14 protein-coding genes and 1 riboswitch are annotated in these 15,826 nt (G+C 44.4%); of the genes, 5 read left to right on the top strand and 9 right to left on the bottom strand.

Annotation, left to right across the window (positions count from 1 at the left end; translation table 11 throughout):
• Positions 1 to 21: 21 nt before the first annotated feature.
• Both LVJ86_RS00515 and LVJ86_RS11020 read right to left on the bottom strand, forming a co-directional pair.
• Positions 22 to 1,479: a DASS family sodium-coupled anion symporter gene (locus LVJ86_RS00515; protein WP_047760884.1), complete on the bottom strand. Its 1,458-nt coding sequence runs from the start codon at positions 1,477 to 1,479 to the stop codon at positions 22 to 24.
• Positions 1,480 to 1,603: 124 nt separating this feature from the next.
• The gene (locus LVJ86_RS11020) at positions 1,604 to 1,738 is read right to left on the bottom strand and encodes a hypothetical protein (RefSeq protein WP_268777696.1); all 135 of its coding nucleotides are present in this window, start codon (positions 1,736 to 1,738) and stop codon (positions 1,604 to 1,606) included.
• On the opposite strand from LVJ86_RS11020, the gene LVJ86_RS00520 reads away from it, so the two are divergent.
• From LVJ86_RS00520 to LVJ86_RS00540, 5 genes are all read left to right on the top strand, one after another.
• Entirely contained in the window at positions 1,737 to 3,923 is a 2,187-nt protein-coding gene (locus tag LVJ86_RS00520) for a UvrD-helicase domain-containing protein (RefSeq protein ID WP_047760885.1), read from the top strand. The genes LVJ86_RS11020 and LVJ86_RS00520 overlap by 2 nt on opposite strands.
• Before the next feature lie 112 nt (positions 3,924 to 4,035).
• Positions 4,036 to 4,206, top strand: a riboswitch (yybP-ykoY riboswitch).
• Between the two features lie 8 nt (positions 4,207 to 4,214).
• On the top strand, positions 4,215 to 4,784 hold the full coding sequence (locus tag LVJ86_RS00525; RefSeq protein ID WP_047760886.1) for a TMEM165/GDT1 family protein: 570 nt from the start codon (positions 4,215 to 4,217) through the stop codon (positions 4,782 to 4,784).
• A 487-nt stretch (positions 4,785 to 5,271) separates the two neighbouring features.
• Complete coding sequence (locus tag LVJ86_RS00530) at positions 5,272 to 6,534, top strand: NRAMP family divalent metal transporter (RefSeq protein ID WP_047760850.1); 1,263 nt, start codon at positions 5,272 to 5,274, stop codon at positions 6,532 to 6,534.
• A gap of 368 nt (positions 6,535 to 6,902) precedes the next feature.
• Positions 6,903 to 7,796 carry a DegV family protein gene (locus tag LVJ86_RS00535; protein WP_047760851.1) on the top strand — a complete coding sequence of 298 codons (894 nt, stop codon included), beginning with the start codon at positions 6,903 to 6,905 and terminating at the stop codon, positions 7,794 to 7,796.
• Positions 7,797 to 8,088: 292 nt separating this feature from the next.
• Entirely contained in the window at positions 8,089 to 9,033 is a 945-nt protein-coding gene (locus tag LVJ86_RS00540) for an ABC transporter ATP-binding protein (protein WP_047760852.1), read from the top strand.
• 115 nt (positions 9,034 to 9,148) lie between these two features.
• On the opposite strand, the gene LVJ86_RS00545 is transcribed toward LVJ86_RS00540, so the two are convergent.
• The 7 genes from LVJ86_RS00545 to pilB form a co-directional block, all read right to left on the bottom strand.
• Entirely contained in the window at positions 9,149 to 9,604 is a 456-nt protein-coding gene (locus LVJ86_RS00545) for a pilin (protein ID WP_047760853.1), read from the bottom strand.
• Positions 9,605 to 10,383: 779 nt separating this feature from the next.
• On the bottom strand, positions 10,384 to 10,566 hold the full coding sequence (gene yacG, locus LVJ86_RS00555; RefSeq protein WP_047760854.1) for a DNA gyrase inhibitor YacG: 183 nt from the start codon (positions 10,564 to 10,566) through the stop codon (positions 10,384 to 10,386).
• Positions 10,567 to 10,581: 15 nt separating this feature from the next.
• A complete protein-coding gene (gene zapD / locus LVJ86_RS00560; protein ID WP_047760855.1) occupies positions 10,582 to 11,346 on the bottom strand; it encodes a cell division protein ZapD in 765 nt (254 codons plus the stop codon).
• Positions 11,343 to 11,963, bottom strand: a complete 621-nt coding sequence (gene coaE, locus LVJ86_RS00565; RefSeq protein WP_047760856.1) for a dephospho-CoA kinase — start codon at positions 11,961 to 11,963, stop codon at positions 11,343 to 11,345. Before coaE ends, zapD begins: the two co-directional genes overlap by 4 nt.
• Positions 11,960 to 12,823 (bottom strand): prepilin peptidase, encoded by an 864-nt coding sequence (locus LVJ86_RS00570; protein ID WP_047760857.1) that lies wholly within the window; start codon positions 12,821 to 12,823, stop codon positions 11,960 to 11,962. The genes coaE and LVJ86_RS00570 overlap by 4 nt, the downstream gene beginning before the upstream one ends.
• Position 12,824: 1 nt before the next feature.
• The gene (locus LVJ86_RS00575; protein ID WP_047760858.1) at positions 12,825 to 14,066 is read right to left on the bottom strand and encodes a type II secretion system F family protein; all 1,242 of its coding nucleotides are present in this window, start codon (positions 14,064 to 14,066) and stop codon (positions 12,825 to 12,827) included.
• Between the two features lie 10 nt (positions 14,067 to 14,076).
• Positions 14,077 to 15,759, bottom strand: a complete 1,683-nt coding sequence (pilB, locus tag LVJ86_RS00580; protein WP_047760859.1) for a type IV-A pilus assembly ATPase PilB — start codon at positions 15,757 to 15,759, stop codon at positions 14,077 to 14,079.
• Between the last annotated feature and the right edge of the window lie 67 nt (positions 15,760 to 15,826).

Here is a 15,826-nt window from a genome sequence, read left to right on the forward strand (position 1 = left end):
TGGCTTTTTTGATATGGACTATTACCAATAGCCTAAGATTTTCCACCAAATACCGCCAATCACCACGAAAACCAGTAGATTGACAACACTCATGATAAAGCCTGCTTTCCACCATTCGGCCAAGGTAGTATAGCCCGATCCGAAAATCACAGGAGAGGTCCCCGTAGCGTAGTGGGTGAGTGTCATCATAATGCTGGAAGCGGCAGCCATCATCAGTGCAAAAAGCATGGGCGGGGCACCGAGGGAGATGCCCGCTACATAAAACGCACCGAGCATGGCCGTAATGTGGGCGGTCGTGCTGGCGAACATATAGTGGGCATACATATAGGCCAAGAGCAGTAATGCTGATGCGCCCATCCATCCCAAACCTAAGTGGCCGATACCGTTTTCAAGTAGGCCTGAGAACCAGCTGATCAGGCCGAGTTTGTTTAGGAAAGTGGCCATCATAACAAGGGCGGCAAACCATGTGATGGTATCCCATGCGCTTTTTTCTTTGAGGATATCGTCCCAAGTGAGTACACCGGAGAGCAGCAGTAGGGAAAGACCGATAAAGGCGGTAGTAGTGGCATCTACTTTCCACGCATCGCCTAAAATCAAGGCCGGAATGCCTGCCCATAGCAGCAGTAATACTACAAAAATGGCCAACATGATGATTTCGCCGCGGTTCATGGGGCCTTGTTCGGCCAGTTTTTCTCTAGCGAATTGGGCGGCATTGGGTGTCGCTTTGATTTCGGGCGGATAGACAAAATAGAGTACCAGCGGCATCAGCAGCATAGCGGCCAAGCCGGGTAGAAGCATGGCTAACGCCCATGTGCCCCAGCTGAGGTGGATATCGCTGTTGGTGGCTTTGGCGATGATATCGACTACTAGGGGGTTGGGTGCTGTGGCGGTGATGAACATGGCCGAAGTGATGGGGTTGCTGTGGTAGTTCACCAAAGCCAGATATTTACCGATACGGCCTTGCGTGCCTTTTTCCGGGTCGGAATCGTAGCTGGAGGCAATGGCTTTCATCACGGGGTGTATGATGCCGCCGCCGCGCGCGGTATTACTAGGGGTTACGGGAGCCAAAATCAACTCGGAAAGCGCTAGGCTGTAACCGATGCCCAAGGTGCGCTTGCCCCACATAGCGATAAAGTAATAGCCGATTCGTGCACCCAAGCCGGTTTTTAAAATACCGCGGGAAATCATAATGGCAATACCGATAAGCCAAATCAGCGGGCTGGAGAAGCTGGAAAGCGCGTCTTTCATTGCGTCGGCCGGCTTTTCACTGGTCACGCCGGTGAGTGCGACCAACATGATGGCGATAATTGAAATCGCTCCGATGGGCATGGCCTTGCCGATAATGGCCGCAATCACACCTACAAACATAGCCAATAAGTGCCATGCTTGAGGGCTTACGCCTTCGGGAACGGGTATAACAAACCATATCAGCAGCGCCAAGCCTACTGCGATGGCTGCGGGTATGGGTTTGAACCCCAGTTTGTTTTCCATTTTGCTGCTCCTTTTATTTGTGAAAACGGTTGATTATAAAATTGCCGCATCAGGTTTTATCTTAGCATTGACTACCTTTAATTTTATCTGACGCATCGCAAAAAATTCAGATTTAAGTACGTTGGAATGAGGTTGGCAAAAGAGTTTCAGACGGCCTACCGATTACTCCCCCCAACCTGCATTGCTGGATTCTAGAGCCGTCTGAAAAATACTCGGTAGAGATGAAAAACGTTACAATACGTATCATGAATACCAATCTTCTTTCCGGGTTAAATCCCGAACAACTTTCCGCCGTTACCTGGCCGCCGCAATCTGCACTGGTGCTGGCCGGAGCAGGTAGCGGCAAAACACGCGTGCTGACAACGCGTATTGCTTGGTTGTTGCAAAGTGGGCAGGCGAGCGTGCACAGTATTATGGCGGTTACCTTTACCAATAAGGCCGCCAAGGAAATGCAAATGCGTTTGGCCGCGATGACGCCGGTAAACGTACGCGCGATGTGGTTGGGGACGTTTCACGGTTTGTGCCATCGTTTTTTGCGTTTGCATCATAAAGATGCCGGGTTACCTTCGACCTTCCAGATTCTTGACAGCGGCGACCAGCTTTCTTTGATCAAACGCTTGCTGAAATCTTTGAATATTGCCGAGGAAATCATTGCACCGCGTTCGCTACAGGGTTTTATTAATGCGCAAAAGGAAAACGGTTTGCGCGCCGACGTCTTGCATGCCCCTGATCCGCATACCCAACGTATGATTGAGTGTTACGCCGAATACGACAAAATCTGCCGTCGCGAAGGTGTGGTTGATTTTGCCGAATTAATGTTGTGCAGTTATGAATTACTCCAGCGTAATGAGGTTTTACGTAACCATTACAGCCAGCGGTTTAATCATATCTTGGTGGATGAGTTTCAAGACACCAATAAGCTGCAATATGCTTGGTTAAAATTAATTGCAGGCGAACATGCCGCTGTGTTTGCCGTGGGAGACGACGACCAATCGATTTACCGCTTTCGTGGTGCCCATGTCGGTAATATGACTGCATTGATGCGTGAATTTTCAATTGATGAGCCGATTAAGCTTGAACAGAATTACCGTTCGGACGGCAACATCTTAACCGCTGCCAATGCCGTTATAGGTAATAATGCCGAGCGGTTGGGAAAAAATCTGCGTACCGATGCGGAAGACGGCGAAAAGCTGCGTTTTCATGCGGCACCTACCGATTTTGACGAAGCACAGTTTATTATCGATGAGGCAAAAGCCTTGCAGAGGGAAGGCTGGCCTTTGGATCAAATGGCGGTACTCTACCGCAGTAACGCCCAGTCGCGCGTGATTGAGCAGGCGCTTTTCCGTTCGGGTATGCCATATAAAATATACGGCGGTTTGCGCTTTTACGAGCGGCAGGAAATCAAACATGCTTTGGCTTATCTGCGCTTGGCAGTCAATCCCGATGACGACAATGCACTTCTGCGTGTGATCAATTTCCCGCCGCGCGGTATCGGCAGCCGTACGGTTGAAAACATTCAGGCAGCAGCCCGGGAACAGGGCGTGTCGTTATGGCAGGCGGCTTGTTCAATGGGGAGCAAAGCGGCCAAAGTAGCGGCATTCGTGCGCTTGATCGAAACATTACAGGCGCAAGCACCTACGGTACCTTTGCAGGAAATGTTGTTGGGAACGATTCACGAAAGCGGTTTGGCCGATTATTACAAAAACCAAAAAGGAGACCAGCAAGAACGGCTGGATAACCTAGAGGAATTGGTCAATGCGGCCGTGGCTTTCAAACCGCACGAAAGCAATTTTGAAATTTTGCCCGAAGGTGCGGAAGAAAATCCGCTGTTCCCTATATTGGCTTTCTTAAGTAATGCAGCTTTGGAATCAGGCGAAAATCAGGCCTCAGAAGGAGAGGAAGCTTTACAGCTGATGACTGTGCATGCGGCTAAGGGATTGGAATTTCAGGCAGTATTCCTAACCGGCTTGGAAGAAGGCTTATTTCCCAGTGAGTACAGCTTGGCTGAAAAAGGTGGTTTGGAAGAAGAACGCCGTTTAATGTATGTGGCCATTACGCGCGCGCGCAAACGCTTATATTTGAGTATGGCTCAACAGCGGCTACTACACGGGCAAACGCATTTCGGGGTACGTTCGCGCTTTGTTGATGAAATTCCGTCAAAAGTGCTGCATTATCTCACGGCATCGCCCAAGCAGTCTTATTATATAGGCGGCTCTGCCAAAGCCAACAAAGCATCAGAAACCAGATCTTATCAGACCGCTCAGGATTATGACGGTTTCCGTATCGGTCAAAATGTACGCCATGCCAAATTTGGTACGGGTGTTATCATCGAAGCATTAAATAAAGGTGAATCGGCACGCTTAACCATTAATTTCGGCAAAAACGGCATTAAAGAGCTGGATACGGCTTTTGCGAAATTAGAGGCCGTCTGAAAACCTGAACCAGATGGTTATTTGCCGGGTATAAAGAATTTTCAGACGGCCTTTTTCAACAGCTGCGGCTTGCCCTTTGGATTAAATAAATTTAAAATACCGATAGTTTGCTCTTAAGGGAGTAGCCATCCGCATATTTCAGATGTGCGGAGCCGTTATCAACATAATTGCCATAGGGCATGGTAACGGCATCTTGATACCGAGACAGGCAAGACTTAAGACACGCAGAGCCGCCGGTGGGCAGCGCCTGTTGTGTCTTTTTTGTTTGCCCACAGTTTTGAGTATTCGATTATGGAAGCTTTTTTTTCTTCAACGCTGGCGGTTGCCATTGCCGAAATCGGTGATAAAACCCAGCTTCTCGCATTATTTCTCGCCGCACGTTTTGCCCAAAAAAATGCCATTATCGCCGGTATTTTTATTGCTACTTTGCTCAATCATTTTGTTTCGGCGCTGTTAGGCACATGGCTGGCGCAGTTTCTATCACCCGATATGATGAAATGGATAGTCGGCATCAGTTTTATCGCCGTCGGCCTGTGGCTGCTGATACCCGATAAAGAAGATGAAACCGACAGTCGCTGGCTGAAATACGGTGCATTCTCAGCTACGCTGGTGTTGTTTTTCTTGGCTGAGATAGGCGATAAAACCCAAATCGCTACGGTATTGTTGGCCGCCAAATATCAAGATACCGTTGGTGTGGTTGCCGGTAGTGTGCTGGGTTTGATGTTGGTCACCGTACCGGTCGTATATGTAGGTGAAATGTTGATGAAGCGTATTCCGGCCAAAACTATCCGTTGGGCTGCTTGTGTATTGTTTTGTATATTGGGTGTGCTGACTTTGTCCGGAGGCGGAATCAGTTTGTGAGTATATGGAAGTGTCGTTCCGTTAATTTATTTTTCAAGCCGTCTGAAAAGTTTTCAGACGGCTTGTTTACTGATAAATAATAAAAAAGTAGAAAAATGGGGTTAATCGGTAAGCTTGGGCATAAAAATATCAGCTTGTTTAAAAAGCGACAGCTCTGCTGATTATAAATTATTACGGAAATAATATTTCAAAAAATATAAAATTTTAAAAATAAATTTTATATTTTTTATATTTTAAATATAATTAGCTAATTGGGTAAATGGCCTATTTAATCGAATAAGGCTAATATGCAAACTTTTCTCTGGGTGTTTACAGTTGGCCGTATGTTTGTGGAAAAATAAATTTTAGTAGAAATATTGCGCTTGATCACATATTGAAATCATATCTCCAACGGACTGTATTCCAGTTGTATATCCTATGGTTTTGCTTGATATTTCAGGCCATCTGAAAAGGGAATATTATTAAAAAGTTACTCAAAGAGGGAAATATGCAAACAAATGTTGCAAATCAGAAATCTACTTGGAGCAGCCGCTTGCGCGCGATGGGGCCGGGTATTTTGTTAGCCTCTGCTGCGGTTGGCGGTTCTCATCTGATCGCTTCTACACAGGCAGGCGCGCTTTACGGTTGGCAGCTGGCTATCGTTATTTTGTTGGTTAATGTATTGAAATATCCGTTTTTTTATTTCAGTACCCATTATACGTTAGATACCGGTAAAAGTTTGGTTGAAGGTTATGCCGAAAAAAGCCGTGTTTATATATGGATTTTTTTATTTTTGACGGTAGCTTCATCTACTATTAGCAGCGGTGCGGTAGCGTTAATTACGGCGGTTATCGTGAAAACGGCCATACCGGCTTTGCCTTTATCGGTCAATATGCTTGCGGTCGGCGTGATGCTGGCAACTTTGCTTGTACTCTTGCTGGGACATTACCGTGTCTTAGATGGTATTACCAAGCTGATCATGATCAGCTTAACTGTGGCTACCATTGCTGCGGCAATGATTGCTGCGAGCCGCGGCATGCAGATGGTGCCGGATTTTGTCGAACCTTCACCATGGAATATGGCTTCCCTAGCATTTATTATCGCATTAATGGGTTGGATGCCGGCGCCGCTTGAGGCGACCTCTATTAACTCGATGTGGGTAACGGCAAAACAAAAGTTAGATCCGACTAATTATAAAGATGCTATGTTCGACTTTAATATCGGATACGCGGTTTCAACTATTTTGGCTTTGATATTCTTGGCTCTTGGCGCACTGGTTCAATATGGTAATGGTGAAGCTGTCGAGATGGTTGGCGGTAAGTATATCGGGCAATTGATTGATATGTATGCGGCCACGATTGGAGAGTGGTCTCGGCTGTTGGTGGCTTTTATTGCTTTTGCCTGCATGTTTGGTACTACGCTCACTTTGTTAGACGGTTATGGCCGGGTGAATGCGGAAACCGTGCGCTTGCTATCGAAAAGTAAGCAGTATAGCAATTGTTCTGTCGTATTTTGGACCTGCTGGTCAGCTTTTTCCGGATTGGCGGTTATTTTATGGTTTAACAGTGCATTAGCAGAAATGCTGCGCTTTGCCATGATTTCAGCTTTCCTTAGTGCTCCCGTAATTGCGTGGTTAAATTATTCGCTGGTAAGAAGCACACACCGCCATGCCATTTCCGTACCGATGAATTTGCTGGCCGTTGCTGGTTTGGTTTATTTAATCGGTTTTACTGTGATTTTTGTTTTGAATATGGCCGGTATTTGGGTATAAATACCAGCCGGTTTTGAATTTATTTATTCCGCTCCGCATATCCATATTTTATTGAATATGCGGAGCGGAATTTTATGTCTATCTAAGTATTTGAATATTATTAAAAATTAATAAATTGTTAAGTTTACCTATACGCTTGTGAGATAGGCAAAAATATTTTTGATAGCGTTAAATCAAATGGCATAATAAGTGGCTGAAAGGTATTTTATTGTATTGAAAAATAAATTATTTTTATTTTTTCACTTGAGATTGGAATGCAATTTATAGTTAATATTGTTATTGTAGACAAAAAATAGCATACCGTTTATCATGAAATTCTACCGATTATTCTTAAGTCAATCTAAATATCTACCTAAGGGAAATGTCTTATGGCAGGATCGTATCAGATGTACCGCTGTGCGGTATTATCTACTTCTACCAGCTCGTTGGACAGTGTATTAGATCGCGACAGCCTGATTCAAATTTTGCGCTTAACCATCCGTACGGATACTGAATATGAGTATACCGACGGACTGGATTTGAAGCCCGATGAATTTTATCAATGGCAGTACCGTTATCCGAACCACATGCCCAATACATTCCCTCCTTCATACGAGTTGTTACGCCAAACTTTCCAGCATCTTAAAGCATTGGGCTATCATAGCGCGATTGTCACCACTTTGAGTAGCAAACTCAGCGAAACCTACCGCCGGGTTTGTCAAGTGGCAGCAGAGATGGCGGATGAGCTAGATATTTATGTATTTGATACAGGTATTACAGGTATGCCAGAAGGTTTTTTTGCACTTGAGGCGATGCGATTATTAAAAGAAGGTTATACGCCGCAAGAAGTTATTGCAAAATTGGAGCAGATGCGGCCTTGCGGAGAGATTATATTTAGTGTTCATTCGGTGAATCAGTTAGTCAACAGCGGCATTTTGGGTAAGATAGGCGCTGTGGTTGTCGGCTTGCTGAATTTAATGCCTGTTTTGCGTTTTCACAATAATACGCTTACCAAGGTTAAAACTGCTAACAACAGCGAAGATGTTTTAAATGCTACTGTAGAGGCGGTGGCTGCCCGTTTGCAAGGTGAGGATTTGAATAATTTGGTATTGTGCGGCATGTATGGTGGTAATCTTGATCTTTATAACCGCTTTGCAGCCAAACTACACCAAAAAACAGGCGTACATTTAACAGGTATTCCGATTTCACCGGTAGTGGGTGCTTATATCGGGCCTGATGCAGTAGGAGTGGGAATTGTGAAACGCAATGGCTGCACCGGTTAAACTGGTTTGGCTGAATTTAGGAGTCAAAATTAGAACACGCGGTTATAGCGTGTTTGGACTTTATATACCTTTCAAGCAGTTGTATTGAAGATTACTATATAATGCCGTCTGAAAAGTTTTCAGACGGCATTATTCATTAAGTAAAATAAATTCAAATGCTTATGAAGTATTTTTAACCTTCTTGGAAATGATAATGATATTTTCGGTAGGTTTGGGAAAAATTTTGCCATCTTAAATGAATTTTAAGATTTATATAAACCACATAGGCGGCTGTTGCCAATAGGATGAGACCATGCTCGAATTGAAACAGATCTGTAAGCGCTTCGGCAGCAAAATTGTATCCGACAATATCAGCTTGAGTGTGGCCTCCGGTTCGATACTGGCTATTTTAGGGCCTTCAGGCTGCGGTAAGTCTACATTGTTAAATATTGCAGCCGGCCTAGTAGAGCCTGATAGCGGTGAAGTATGGATAAACGGTGAAAATCGAACACACACGCCGCCTGAGAAACGCCGTGTTGCCTTGATGTTTCAAGATTATGCTTTGTTTCCCCATCTAAATGCCTGGCAAAATGTCGCTTTCGGTTTGAAAATGCAGGGTATTTCAAAAGAGGAAGCCAGAGTAAGGGCAGAAGAAGCATTGGCATCAGTAGGGTTGGCGGCCGAAACTGAAAGACAGGTAGATGCGCTCTCAGGAGGTGAAAAGCAGCGTGTAGCCTTAGCCCGAGCATTGGCGGTATCCCCGCAACTACTGCTGTTGGATGAACCGTTTTCCAGTCTAGATACAGGTTTGCGCCAACAATTGCGCGAACAAACCCAAGCGCAAATACGCAGGCAAAAAGTCCCTGCCATATTGGTAACGCACGATCCTGAAGAAGCTTTGGCTTTGGCGGATTATTTGGCATTGATGAATAAAGGCCGGCTTATACAATACGGCAAGCCGCAAGAAGTTTTACAACGCCCGGTGAATGCTTGGGTAGCCAAATTATTGGGTGCGGATAATGTCAATGAAACACGCTATATCCCGCAACATGCGCTGGTATTTAACCATGAAGAAGGGCAGCCAAGTGAGATTTTGCAAATTACCCCGAATGCCGACTACTGCCGATTGCTGTTGTTGCATCCCCAATATGGAGAAATAGTGCTGAATCTGGACTGGCAGAGGGTTGGGGGGAAGGATTTGAAGGTGGGAGAGATATGGAATATATTGATAAGTGCGAATCAGATTGCTTATTTTTAGAACAACACCATATTATATTGGTTTAAAAAATAATTATTAAAAACACCATGCCGTATGAATAAAACTTTATTCATACGGCATGGTGTTTTTAGGCTGTAGTATATAGGTTAATTACTTAGTCAGCAGAGCATGAAGTAGGCAGAATAGTGCTGTCTACGTTAGAACTACAGTTCCACTCACTCTTATTATCAGACTGATCTAAGGTATAAGTAACTGTTTTGCCGCTTAACTTCGCATTTACACCTTCGGTTTTGAAGGTAACTGTAACTGTGCAGCCGCCACTACCGTCATCAGCTGCAGTGCCACCTGCGGTAACTGAATCAACGTATTTACCAGTAATAGCGTCTTCAGCGGCAATGCCACCTTCCCCATTTGTTAAACAAGTATTATTTAGACCATAGTGTAATGCTATATCTTTTTTCACGCCGTCTGAAATACTTGGTGCTTCAGACCATTGGGCTTTTGCTGAATAGTCTTGGTACATTGGCAAGGCTACTACAGCCAAAATACCGATAATCGCTACAACGATCATCAATTCGATCAGAGTAAAACCTTTTTGGATTGCTTTCATTTTAAAACTCCAGTTTTGTTAAGTGATTAAACTTTTAGCTCGGTTGGCCGGGCTGTTATTATAAATATCCGTAATGTGCTTGGCCTGTTCAGGTTTAGCGGGTCATACAGTTTAGTAAGAGAAGGAATTTACAGCTTACACCAAACTATTTTGCTCGGTGGATGTGAGATATGTAGCATAGGGTGTGCCAAATATGGTGATAGATATGGGAATTTTTTTATACTATTGATTATTTTAATTTTATTTTTTAATTTTTAATGGTTTGCCTGGAATAACATTTTTTTTAAATGTATCCTAAGCAGGTATGTGCCGCTTTTTGTCAGAAATTGTTTTTTTCTTGTATTACACTTTTATGTCAAGTGCCGTTTTTTTTGTGAGAATATGCCACTTTTTGTCAGGAATTGTGTATTAGCTCTAATTGAAGCAGCTGCCGTTAAAAATAATCTCAAATTTGAAGCAATAATATTCAATGTTTTTTTATTAGTAGATGGCTTTTCAGTATTAAAGGCCGTCTGAAAAAATGGTAGATATTTTTAGCTTGAATTTTTAAGAATGGATTATGTGTTTTTCGTAAATAGAAATATAAAAATACCCGGCTAGGTATTTTTATATTTGGGCTCTAGGTAGATATGTAGGTTTTTAAGATGAAAACTTGAAATTAGATTTGATGTTTTAAATTAAAATGGTTTTGTTCGGATTTATTTTTGAAAAATAATCGTAATACCACTTATGTGATAAGTATGGTAAATATGTAACTATATGAAAAATAATATATTTTATTATTGCAAGGTTTCTATATTATCCTCTTGAGCTTCAACGGTATATTCTTCGTTCGCCCAGGATCCTAGATCAATAAGCTTGCAGCGCTGGCTGCAAAATGGGCGGTAGAGGCTTTCAGGAAGCCAAGCTACGGAGTTGCCGCAGGTTGGGCATTTAACGATCGGAAATTCTGTTTGTTTCATAATGGGTTTTAGTTTTTAAACTACAACAGGATCGAAACTCGACATAATCAGTTTGAAAGGAACATCTTCTGTAATAGGACGACCGCGGGCGCATTCTTGGGAAGCGGAAAGAAAGCGTATGTGGGTAAAATATTTATTGGCGGAAACTTCGGGTAGGGCGTGGCGGTTGGAGTCCAACTCAATGGTGAGCATATGGATATTTTGTGCCAAGCTGTTGTGCTGGTAGTTTCCACCTGTTGCAATACAATCTACGGCGCGCGTATTGCTGCGCAAGATATTCAATAATGTATTGATAGCGTGATAGGTAGGCATTAGGGTGGCAATCCAGCGGTGAAGATCGGCCAAACGGTATTCGAATGATTGCTGTTGCCAGAAATAGTAAGATGATAGGTCAAACGGGCTTGTGCCGCCCGGTACCAGCATACGCTGTTTGATAGCCATCAGCCACTCATTCTCACGTAAGTGTTGGCCAAATTTTTGTTGGATACCTTGTAAATTTTCCGCTACTTTTTGCAACTCTTCATGTCGCAAGGTAATTTCCGAGGCGGTTAATCTGCTTGAGGAAAGGAGTTTTTTTTGCCGTTCCAATTCTTGCAGTATATCAAGCTTGAGCTCTGCCCTAGCAGCACACTCCATAATTTCAAATAATGTGAAGAGAGCCAGATGGTGTGCCCATGGACCGTTATCGCGCTCACATTCAGCATGAAAACGGTTAAACAGATGCTCGATACGCAGAAAGCTGCGTACACGTTCGGAGAGTGGATGTTCGAAGCGAATCATGAAGTTTTTTGTTGTGAGTGGGAGAATATTTCTTGATAGTAGGTGTGTAGTCTTTGCACCTTATCGTTTAATATTTCAAGCGTGGTATTGTTGGCCAATACATCATCAGCCAATTTGTAACGTTGCCGACGGTTGGCTTGATTGGCCATTATACGGATGATTTCGTGTTCTGATAAGCCGCTCCGGCTGATGACGCGTTTGATTTGTATGCTTTCTTCAGCGTCTATTACCAAAATCCGCTGTACTAATGGCCAAAACAAAGGGTTTTCGATCAATTGGGGGATTTCGATAATACCGTAAACGGCTGCTGCTTGTTGCTGTTGTAAGCGGATATTATCCAAAATAAGCGGAAACATCAGAGCTTCAAGCTGCTTTTTTGCTTGTGGATTGTTGAATACTAAAGTTCTTAAGGCAGTACGGTTCAGACGGCCTGTTGTATCAAACATCTGATTGCCGAATAGGTTTCGTATTGGGATTAAGGCGGCGCCGTTTTCTGCAGTAAGACTGCGGCTGATATTATCTGCATCTATCAGCGGAACCCCAAGCTTGGAAAATAGTGCCGCTACGGCTGATTTGCCGCTGCCTATGCCGCCTGTAAGCCCTATCCAGTAAGTCATCCTGTAAATCCGGAGGAGCGCAACCACCATTCGATGGCTGTGTGTACTGGTTGGTTAAATATAAAAACCAACCAGCCTGCAATTGCCAAGCTTGGTCCGAAAGCAAAAGGTTGGCCTTTCGAAACACGCGTGATTAGTGCGCTGATAATGCCAATAAGCGCTGCTGAGAATACAATGACGGGTAAGACGCCTAAGCCCAGCCATGCGCCTAGTGCAGCCAATAATTTGAAATCACCGCCGCCTATACCGATTTTTCCGGTCGCTATTTTATATAGGTAGCACAGCAGCCATAAGCTCATATAACCTGTTACTGCCCCTAAAACTGAGGAGGTAAGGGGGATAAAAGCACCATTTAGGTTGAATAAAAGCCCAAGCCAAATGAGTGGCAGGGTCAGCTGATCCGGCAAATATTGGGTATCTGCATCAATAAAGGTTAGTGCTAATAAAAATGCAGTGAAAACCAAGCCGCCTAATGTGAGCCAACTCCAACCATATTGCCAAGCGACGGTGGCAAATAATGCGGCGGTTAACAATTCAACAAGCGGATAGCGTTTACTGATTGGTGTGTGGCAATGATGGCATTTTCCTTTCAGTAAAAGATAGCTGATAACGGGAATATTCTGCCAAGCTTTTACCGGTGAGGCACATTTAGGGCAGCGTGAGTCGGGCTTAATCAGATTAAAGGGTTGCCGTTCTTCATCGGTTAGAGGAATACTCAAATGCTCTTTTGCAAATGTAGTCCAGCTCTGCTCCATCATGATAGGGGTACGGTAAATCACAACATTCAAAAAACTTCCGACTAGCAGGCCGAATAGGGTTGCCAATGGGATGGCGAAAGGTGCAAAAGTTTGCCAATCCATATTAGCCCACCACGTTACCAAGATTAAATAACGGTAGATACATGGCAATCAGTATTACGCCGATAATTGAGCCTAACACGACCATAATAATAGGTTCCATCAGTGTAGATAATTGGCCGACCGCATTATCTACTTCATCTTCATAGAACTCAGCAGCTTTGTTCAACATATCATCAAGAGAGCCGGATTCTTCACCAATCGAAGCCATTTGTAATACCATGTTTGGAAAGAGGTCTGTGGCTTGCATGCTGGATGTAAGAGACAAACCTTGGTTAACTTTGGCACGAATATTTTGAGTTCCTTCTTCGTATAGAATATTACCGGCAGCCCCTGCTACAGAATCTAATGCTTCAACTAGTGGTACCCCTGCAGCGAAAAGAGTAGATGTAGTTCGTGCCCAACGTGCGATAGTCGCTTTTCGGACGATGATTCCGAAAATAGGTAAACGTAAAAGTAGGGTATCTACACGCTTTTGAAATGATGGTGAACGCTCATGAAATTTGTATAAAATAAATATACCTGCAATGATACCCAAAATGATTAACCAGCCATAGGCAACAAAAAAATCAGAAATAGACATCATAATCAATGTCAATCCGGGTAGCTCAGCTCCCATATTGCTATATATTTCTTTAAACGCTGGTAACACAAACATCATCATAATAATGATTAAGGCAATTGCAACCGTAACGACTGCAACAGGATAGGTAAGAGCACTTTTAACTTTACGTTTAATTGCTTGGGTTTTTTCTTTATATAAAGCCAATTTGTCCAGCAGGCCTTCCAACACCCCACCTGTTTCACCAGCCGCAATCAGATTACAGTAAAAACGGTCAAAATATTTCGGATGTTTGGCAAATGCACGGGATAATGAGCTGCCCTGCTCTACCTCTGCGCGTATCTGCATCAGCATTTGGGTCATTGCCGGGTTGGCATGGCCGCGTGCAACGATTTCAAAAGCCTGCATTAATGGCAGCCCGGCTTTCATCATGGTTGCCAATTGGCGGGTGAAAACGGTGATGTCTTCTTGCGTAATACGACGTTTTCTAACTTCTTTTACCTTACTGATACGGATAGGTTTGATGCCGCGGCGCTGAAGTTTTTTGCGTGCTTCATCCTCGTCTTTTGCAGCTACTTCACCGCGGACGAGTTGGTCGGTATGGGTGTTTTTCCCTTCAAAGCTAAAACGCTTTCCCTTGGTTCTGGCAGTAAAAATGCTGCTCTTTTTTTGGTTTTGACTCATTATTCAGCCTTTAATCGTTGGTATTTGCCAATACTTCTTCTAGTGAGGTCAGCCCTTGCATAACTTTTAATAAACCTGCATGGCGTAAGTCTACCATGCCTTGTTTATAAGCCATATTTTGGATATCAATTTCGGTGCCGTTTTCCATGATCACGCGTTGCATTTCTTCGGTGACCGGCATAACTTCATAGACGCCTACACGTCCTTTGAATCCTTTACCCCGGCAGCTGTCACAACCGACGGGGCGGTATAGCGTCCAATCTTTTGCAATATCCTCATCTGAAAAACCTGCTTTTTTCAGTGCCGGCAGCGGTGGACGCTCGGCAGGTGCTTTACAGTTTGGACATAAACGGCGTAGCAAGCGCTGTGCCATAATCAGGCTGACCGAACTGGCGATATTAAATGGGGCAACGCCCATATTGAGCATGCGGGACAAAGTGGCAGGGGCATTATTGGTGTGTAGGGTTGAGAATACCATGTGACCGGTTTGTGCGGCTTTAATGGCGATGTCGGCCGTTTCAAGGTCGCGGATCTCCCCTACCATGATAATGTCCGGATCTTGACGCAAGAATGCTTTCAGGGCAGCGGCAAAGGTAAGACCTTGTTTGTCATTTACGTTGACTTGGTTAATGCCGGGTAAATTAATTTCTGCCGGGTCTTCCGCCGTGGCAATGTTTACATTTTCGGTATTCAGAATATTCAGACAGGTATACAGTGAGACGGTTTTGCCCGAGCCTGTCGGACCGGTCACCAAAACCATGCCGTAGGGGCGGTGAATGGCATCGAGCAGTAATTCTTTTTGGAAAGGCTCGAAACCGAGTTGGTCGATATTTAGGGAGCCGGCATCTGAATTCAGAATCCGCATCACTACTTTTTCGCCAAACAAGGTGGGCAGTGTGCTGACACGGAAGTCAATCGGGCGGCCATGTTTGTGAAATGCGATTTGAATTCTACCGTCTTGCGGTACACGCTTTTCGGAAATATCGAGTCTTGCCATTACTTTGATGCGTGAAGCCAATTGTCCGCGTACGGCTACGGGAGGTTGGACTACTTCACGCAACTGCCCGTCTACGCGGAAACGTACGCGAGCCATTTGTTCGTAAAATTCAAAATGGATATCTGAAGCGCCGGCACTAAGGGCATCGGATAAGGTTTTGTGGATGAACCGGGCAATCGGACCATCTTCGGCTTCTTCGTTATCCACATACAGCATACCGCCCTGCTGGGCCGAATCCGATTGTTCTTTGCTGATTTCATTAAGGATGGCTGTTGACCTTTGTCCTAACCATTCGAGCAGGGTGCTGAGTTGATCGTCACGGACGATGACCAAATCTATTGATGTGCCTGAGGTGAAGGCGGCCTTTTGGAAGTTTTGAATTTGGGTGGGGTCGGAGACGGCTAAAAATACTTTCCGACCGCGGCGGAAAATCGGTATGCAGCGGTTCTGCAGCATTTGTTCTTCCGTCAACACATCGGTAAGGATATTGGTACGGGGAAAGTAGCGCAGATCCAACAGTGGATAGCTAAAAATGCGGGCTAATAATTCACCCAGTGCTTGGGGTGTGATGATGTGTTCATCGAAAAGCATGGGGATGATGTCTTTGTAATCATCCAATGCTTTTTGATAGCGCTCGATTTTATCGCCGGTCACGATCTGGCTTTGTACCAGTACTCTTAATAACCCAACACTCATTCTAGGTAACCTGTCTGTTTAGGCCCGAGTGGCTTCCGGTATTGCAATGGTGCCGTCGGATGTTTTG

Source organism: Neisseria arctica (assembly GCF_022870905.1).
Lineage (GTDB): Bacteria > Pseudomonadota > Gammaproteobacteria > Burkholderiales > Neisseriaceae > Neisseria > Neisseria arctica.

Excerpts from the sequence above, each read along its gene's own strand:
- LVJ86_RS00520 (WP_047760885.1), top strand. The coding sequence starts at position 1,737 with ATGAATACCAATCTTCTTTCCGGGTTAAATCCCGAACAACTTTCCGCC.
- LVJ86_RS11020 (WP_268777696.1), bottom strand. The coding sequence starts at position 1,738 with ATGATACGTATTGTAACGTTTTTCATCTCTACCGAGTATTTTTCAGAC.
- LVJ86_RS00525 (WP_047760886.1), top strand. The coding sequence starts at position 4,215 with ATGGAAGCTTTTTTTTCTTCAACGCTGGCGGTTGCCATTGCCGAAATC.
- LVJ86_RS00530 (WP_047760850.1), top strand. The coding sequence starts at position 5,272 with ATGCAAACAAATGTTGCAAATCAGAAATCTACTTGGAGCAGCCGCTTG.
- LVJ86_RS00535 (WP_047760851.1), top strand. The coding sequence starts at position 6,903 with ATGGCAGGATCGTATCAGATGTACCGCTGTGCGGTATTATCTACTTCT.
- LVJ86_RS00540 (WP_047760852.1), top strand. The coding sequence starts at position 8,089 with ATGCTCGAATTGAAACAGATCTGTAAGCGCTTCGGCAGCAAAATTGTA.
- LVJ86_RS00545 (WP_047760853.1), bottom strand. The coding sequence starts at position 9,604 with ATGAAAGCAATCCAAAAAGGTTTTACTCTGATCGAATTGATGATCGTT.
- yacG (WP_047760854.1), bottom strand. The coding sequence starts at position 10,566 with ATGAAACAAACAGAATTTCCGATCGTTAAATGCCCAACCTGCGGCAAC.
- zapD (WP_047760855.1), bottom strand. The coding sequence starts at position 11,346 with ATGATTCGCTTCGAACATCCACTCTCCGAACGTGTACGCAGCTTTCTG.
- coaE (WP_047760856.1), bottom strand. The coding sequence starts at position 11,963 with ATGACTTACTGGATAGGGCTTACAGGCGGCATAGGCAGCGGCAAATCA.
- LVJ86_RS00570 (WP_047760857.1), bottom strand. The coding sequence starts at position 12,823 with ATGGATTGGCAAACTTTTGCACCTTTCGCCATCCCATTGGCAACCCTA.
- LVJ86_RS00575 (WP_047760858.1), bottom strand. The coding sequence starts at position 14,066 with ATGAGTCAAAACCAAAAAAAGAGCAGCATTTTTACTGCCAGAACCAAG.
- pilB (WP_047760859.1), bottom strand. The coding sequence starts at position 15,759 with ATGAGTGTTGGGTTATTAAGAGTACTGGTACAAAGCCAGATCGTGACC.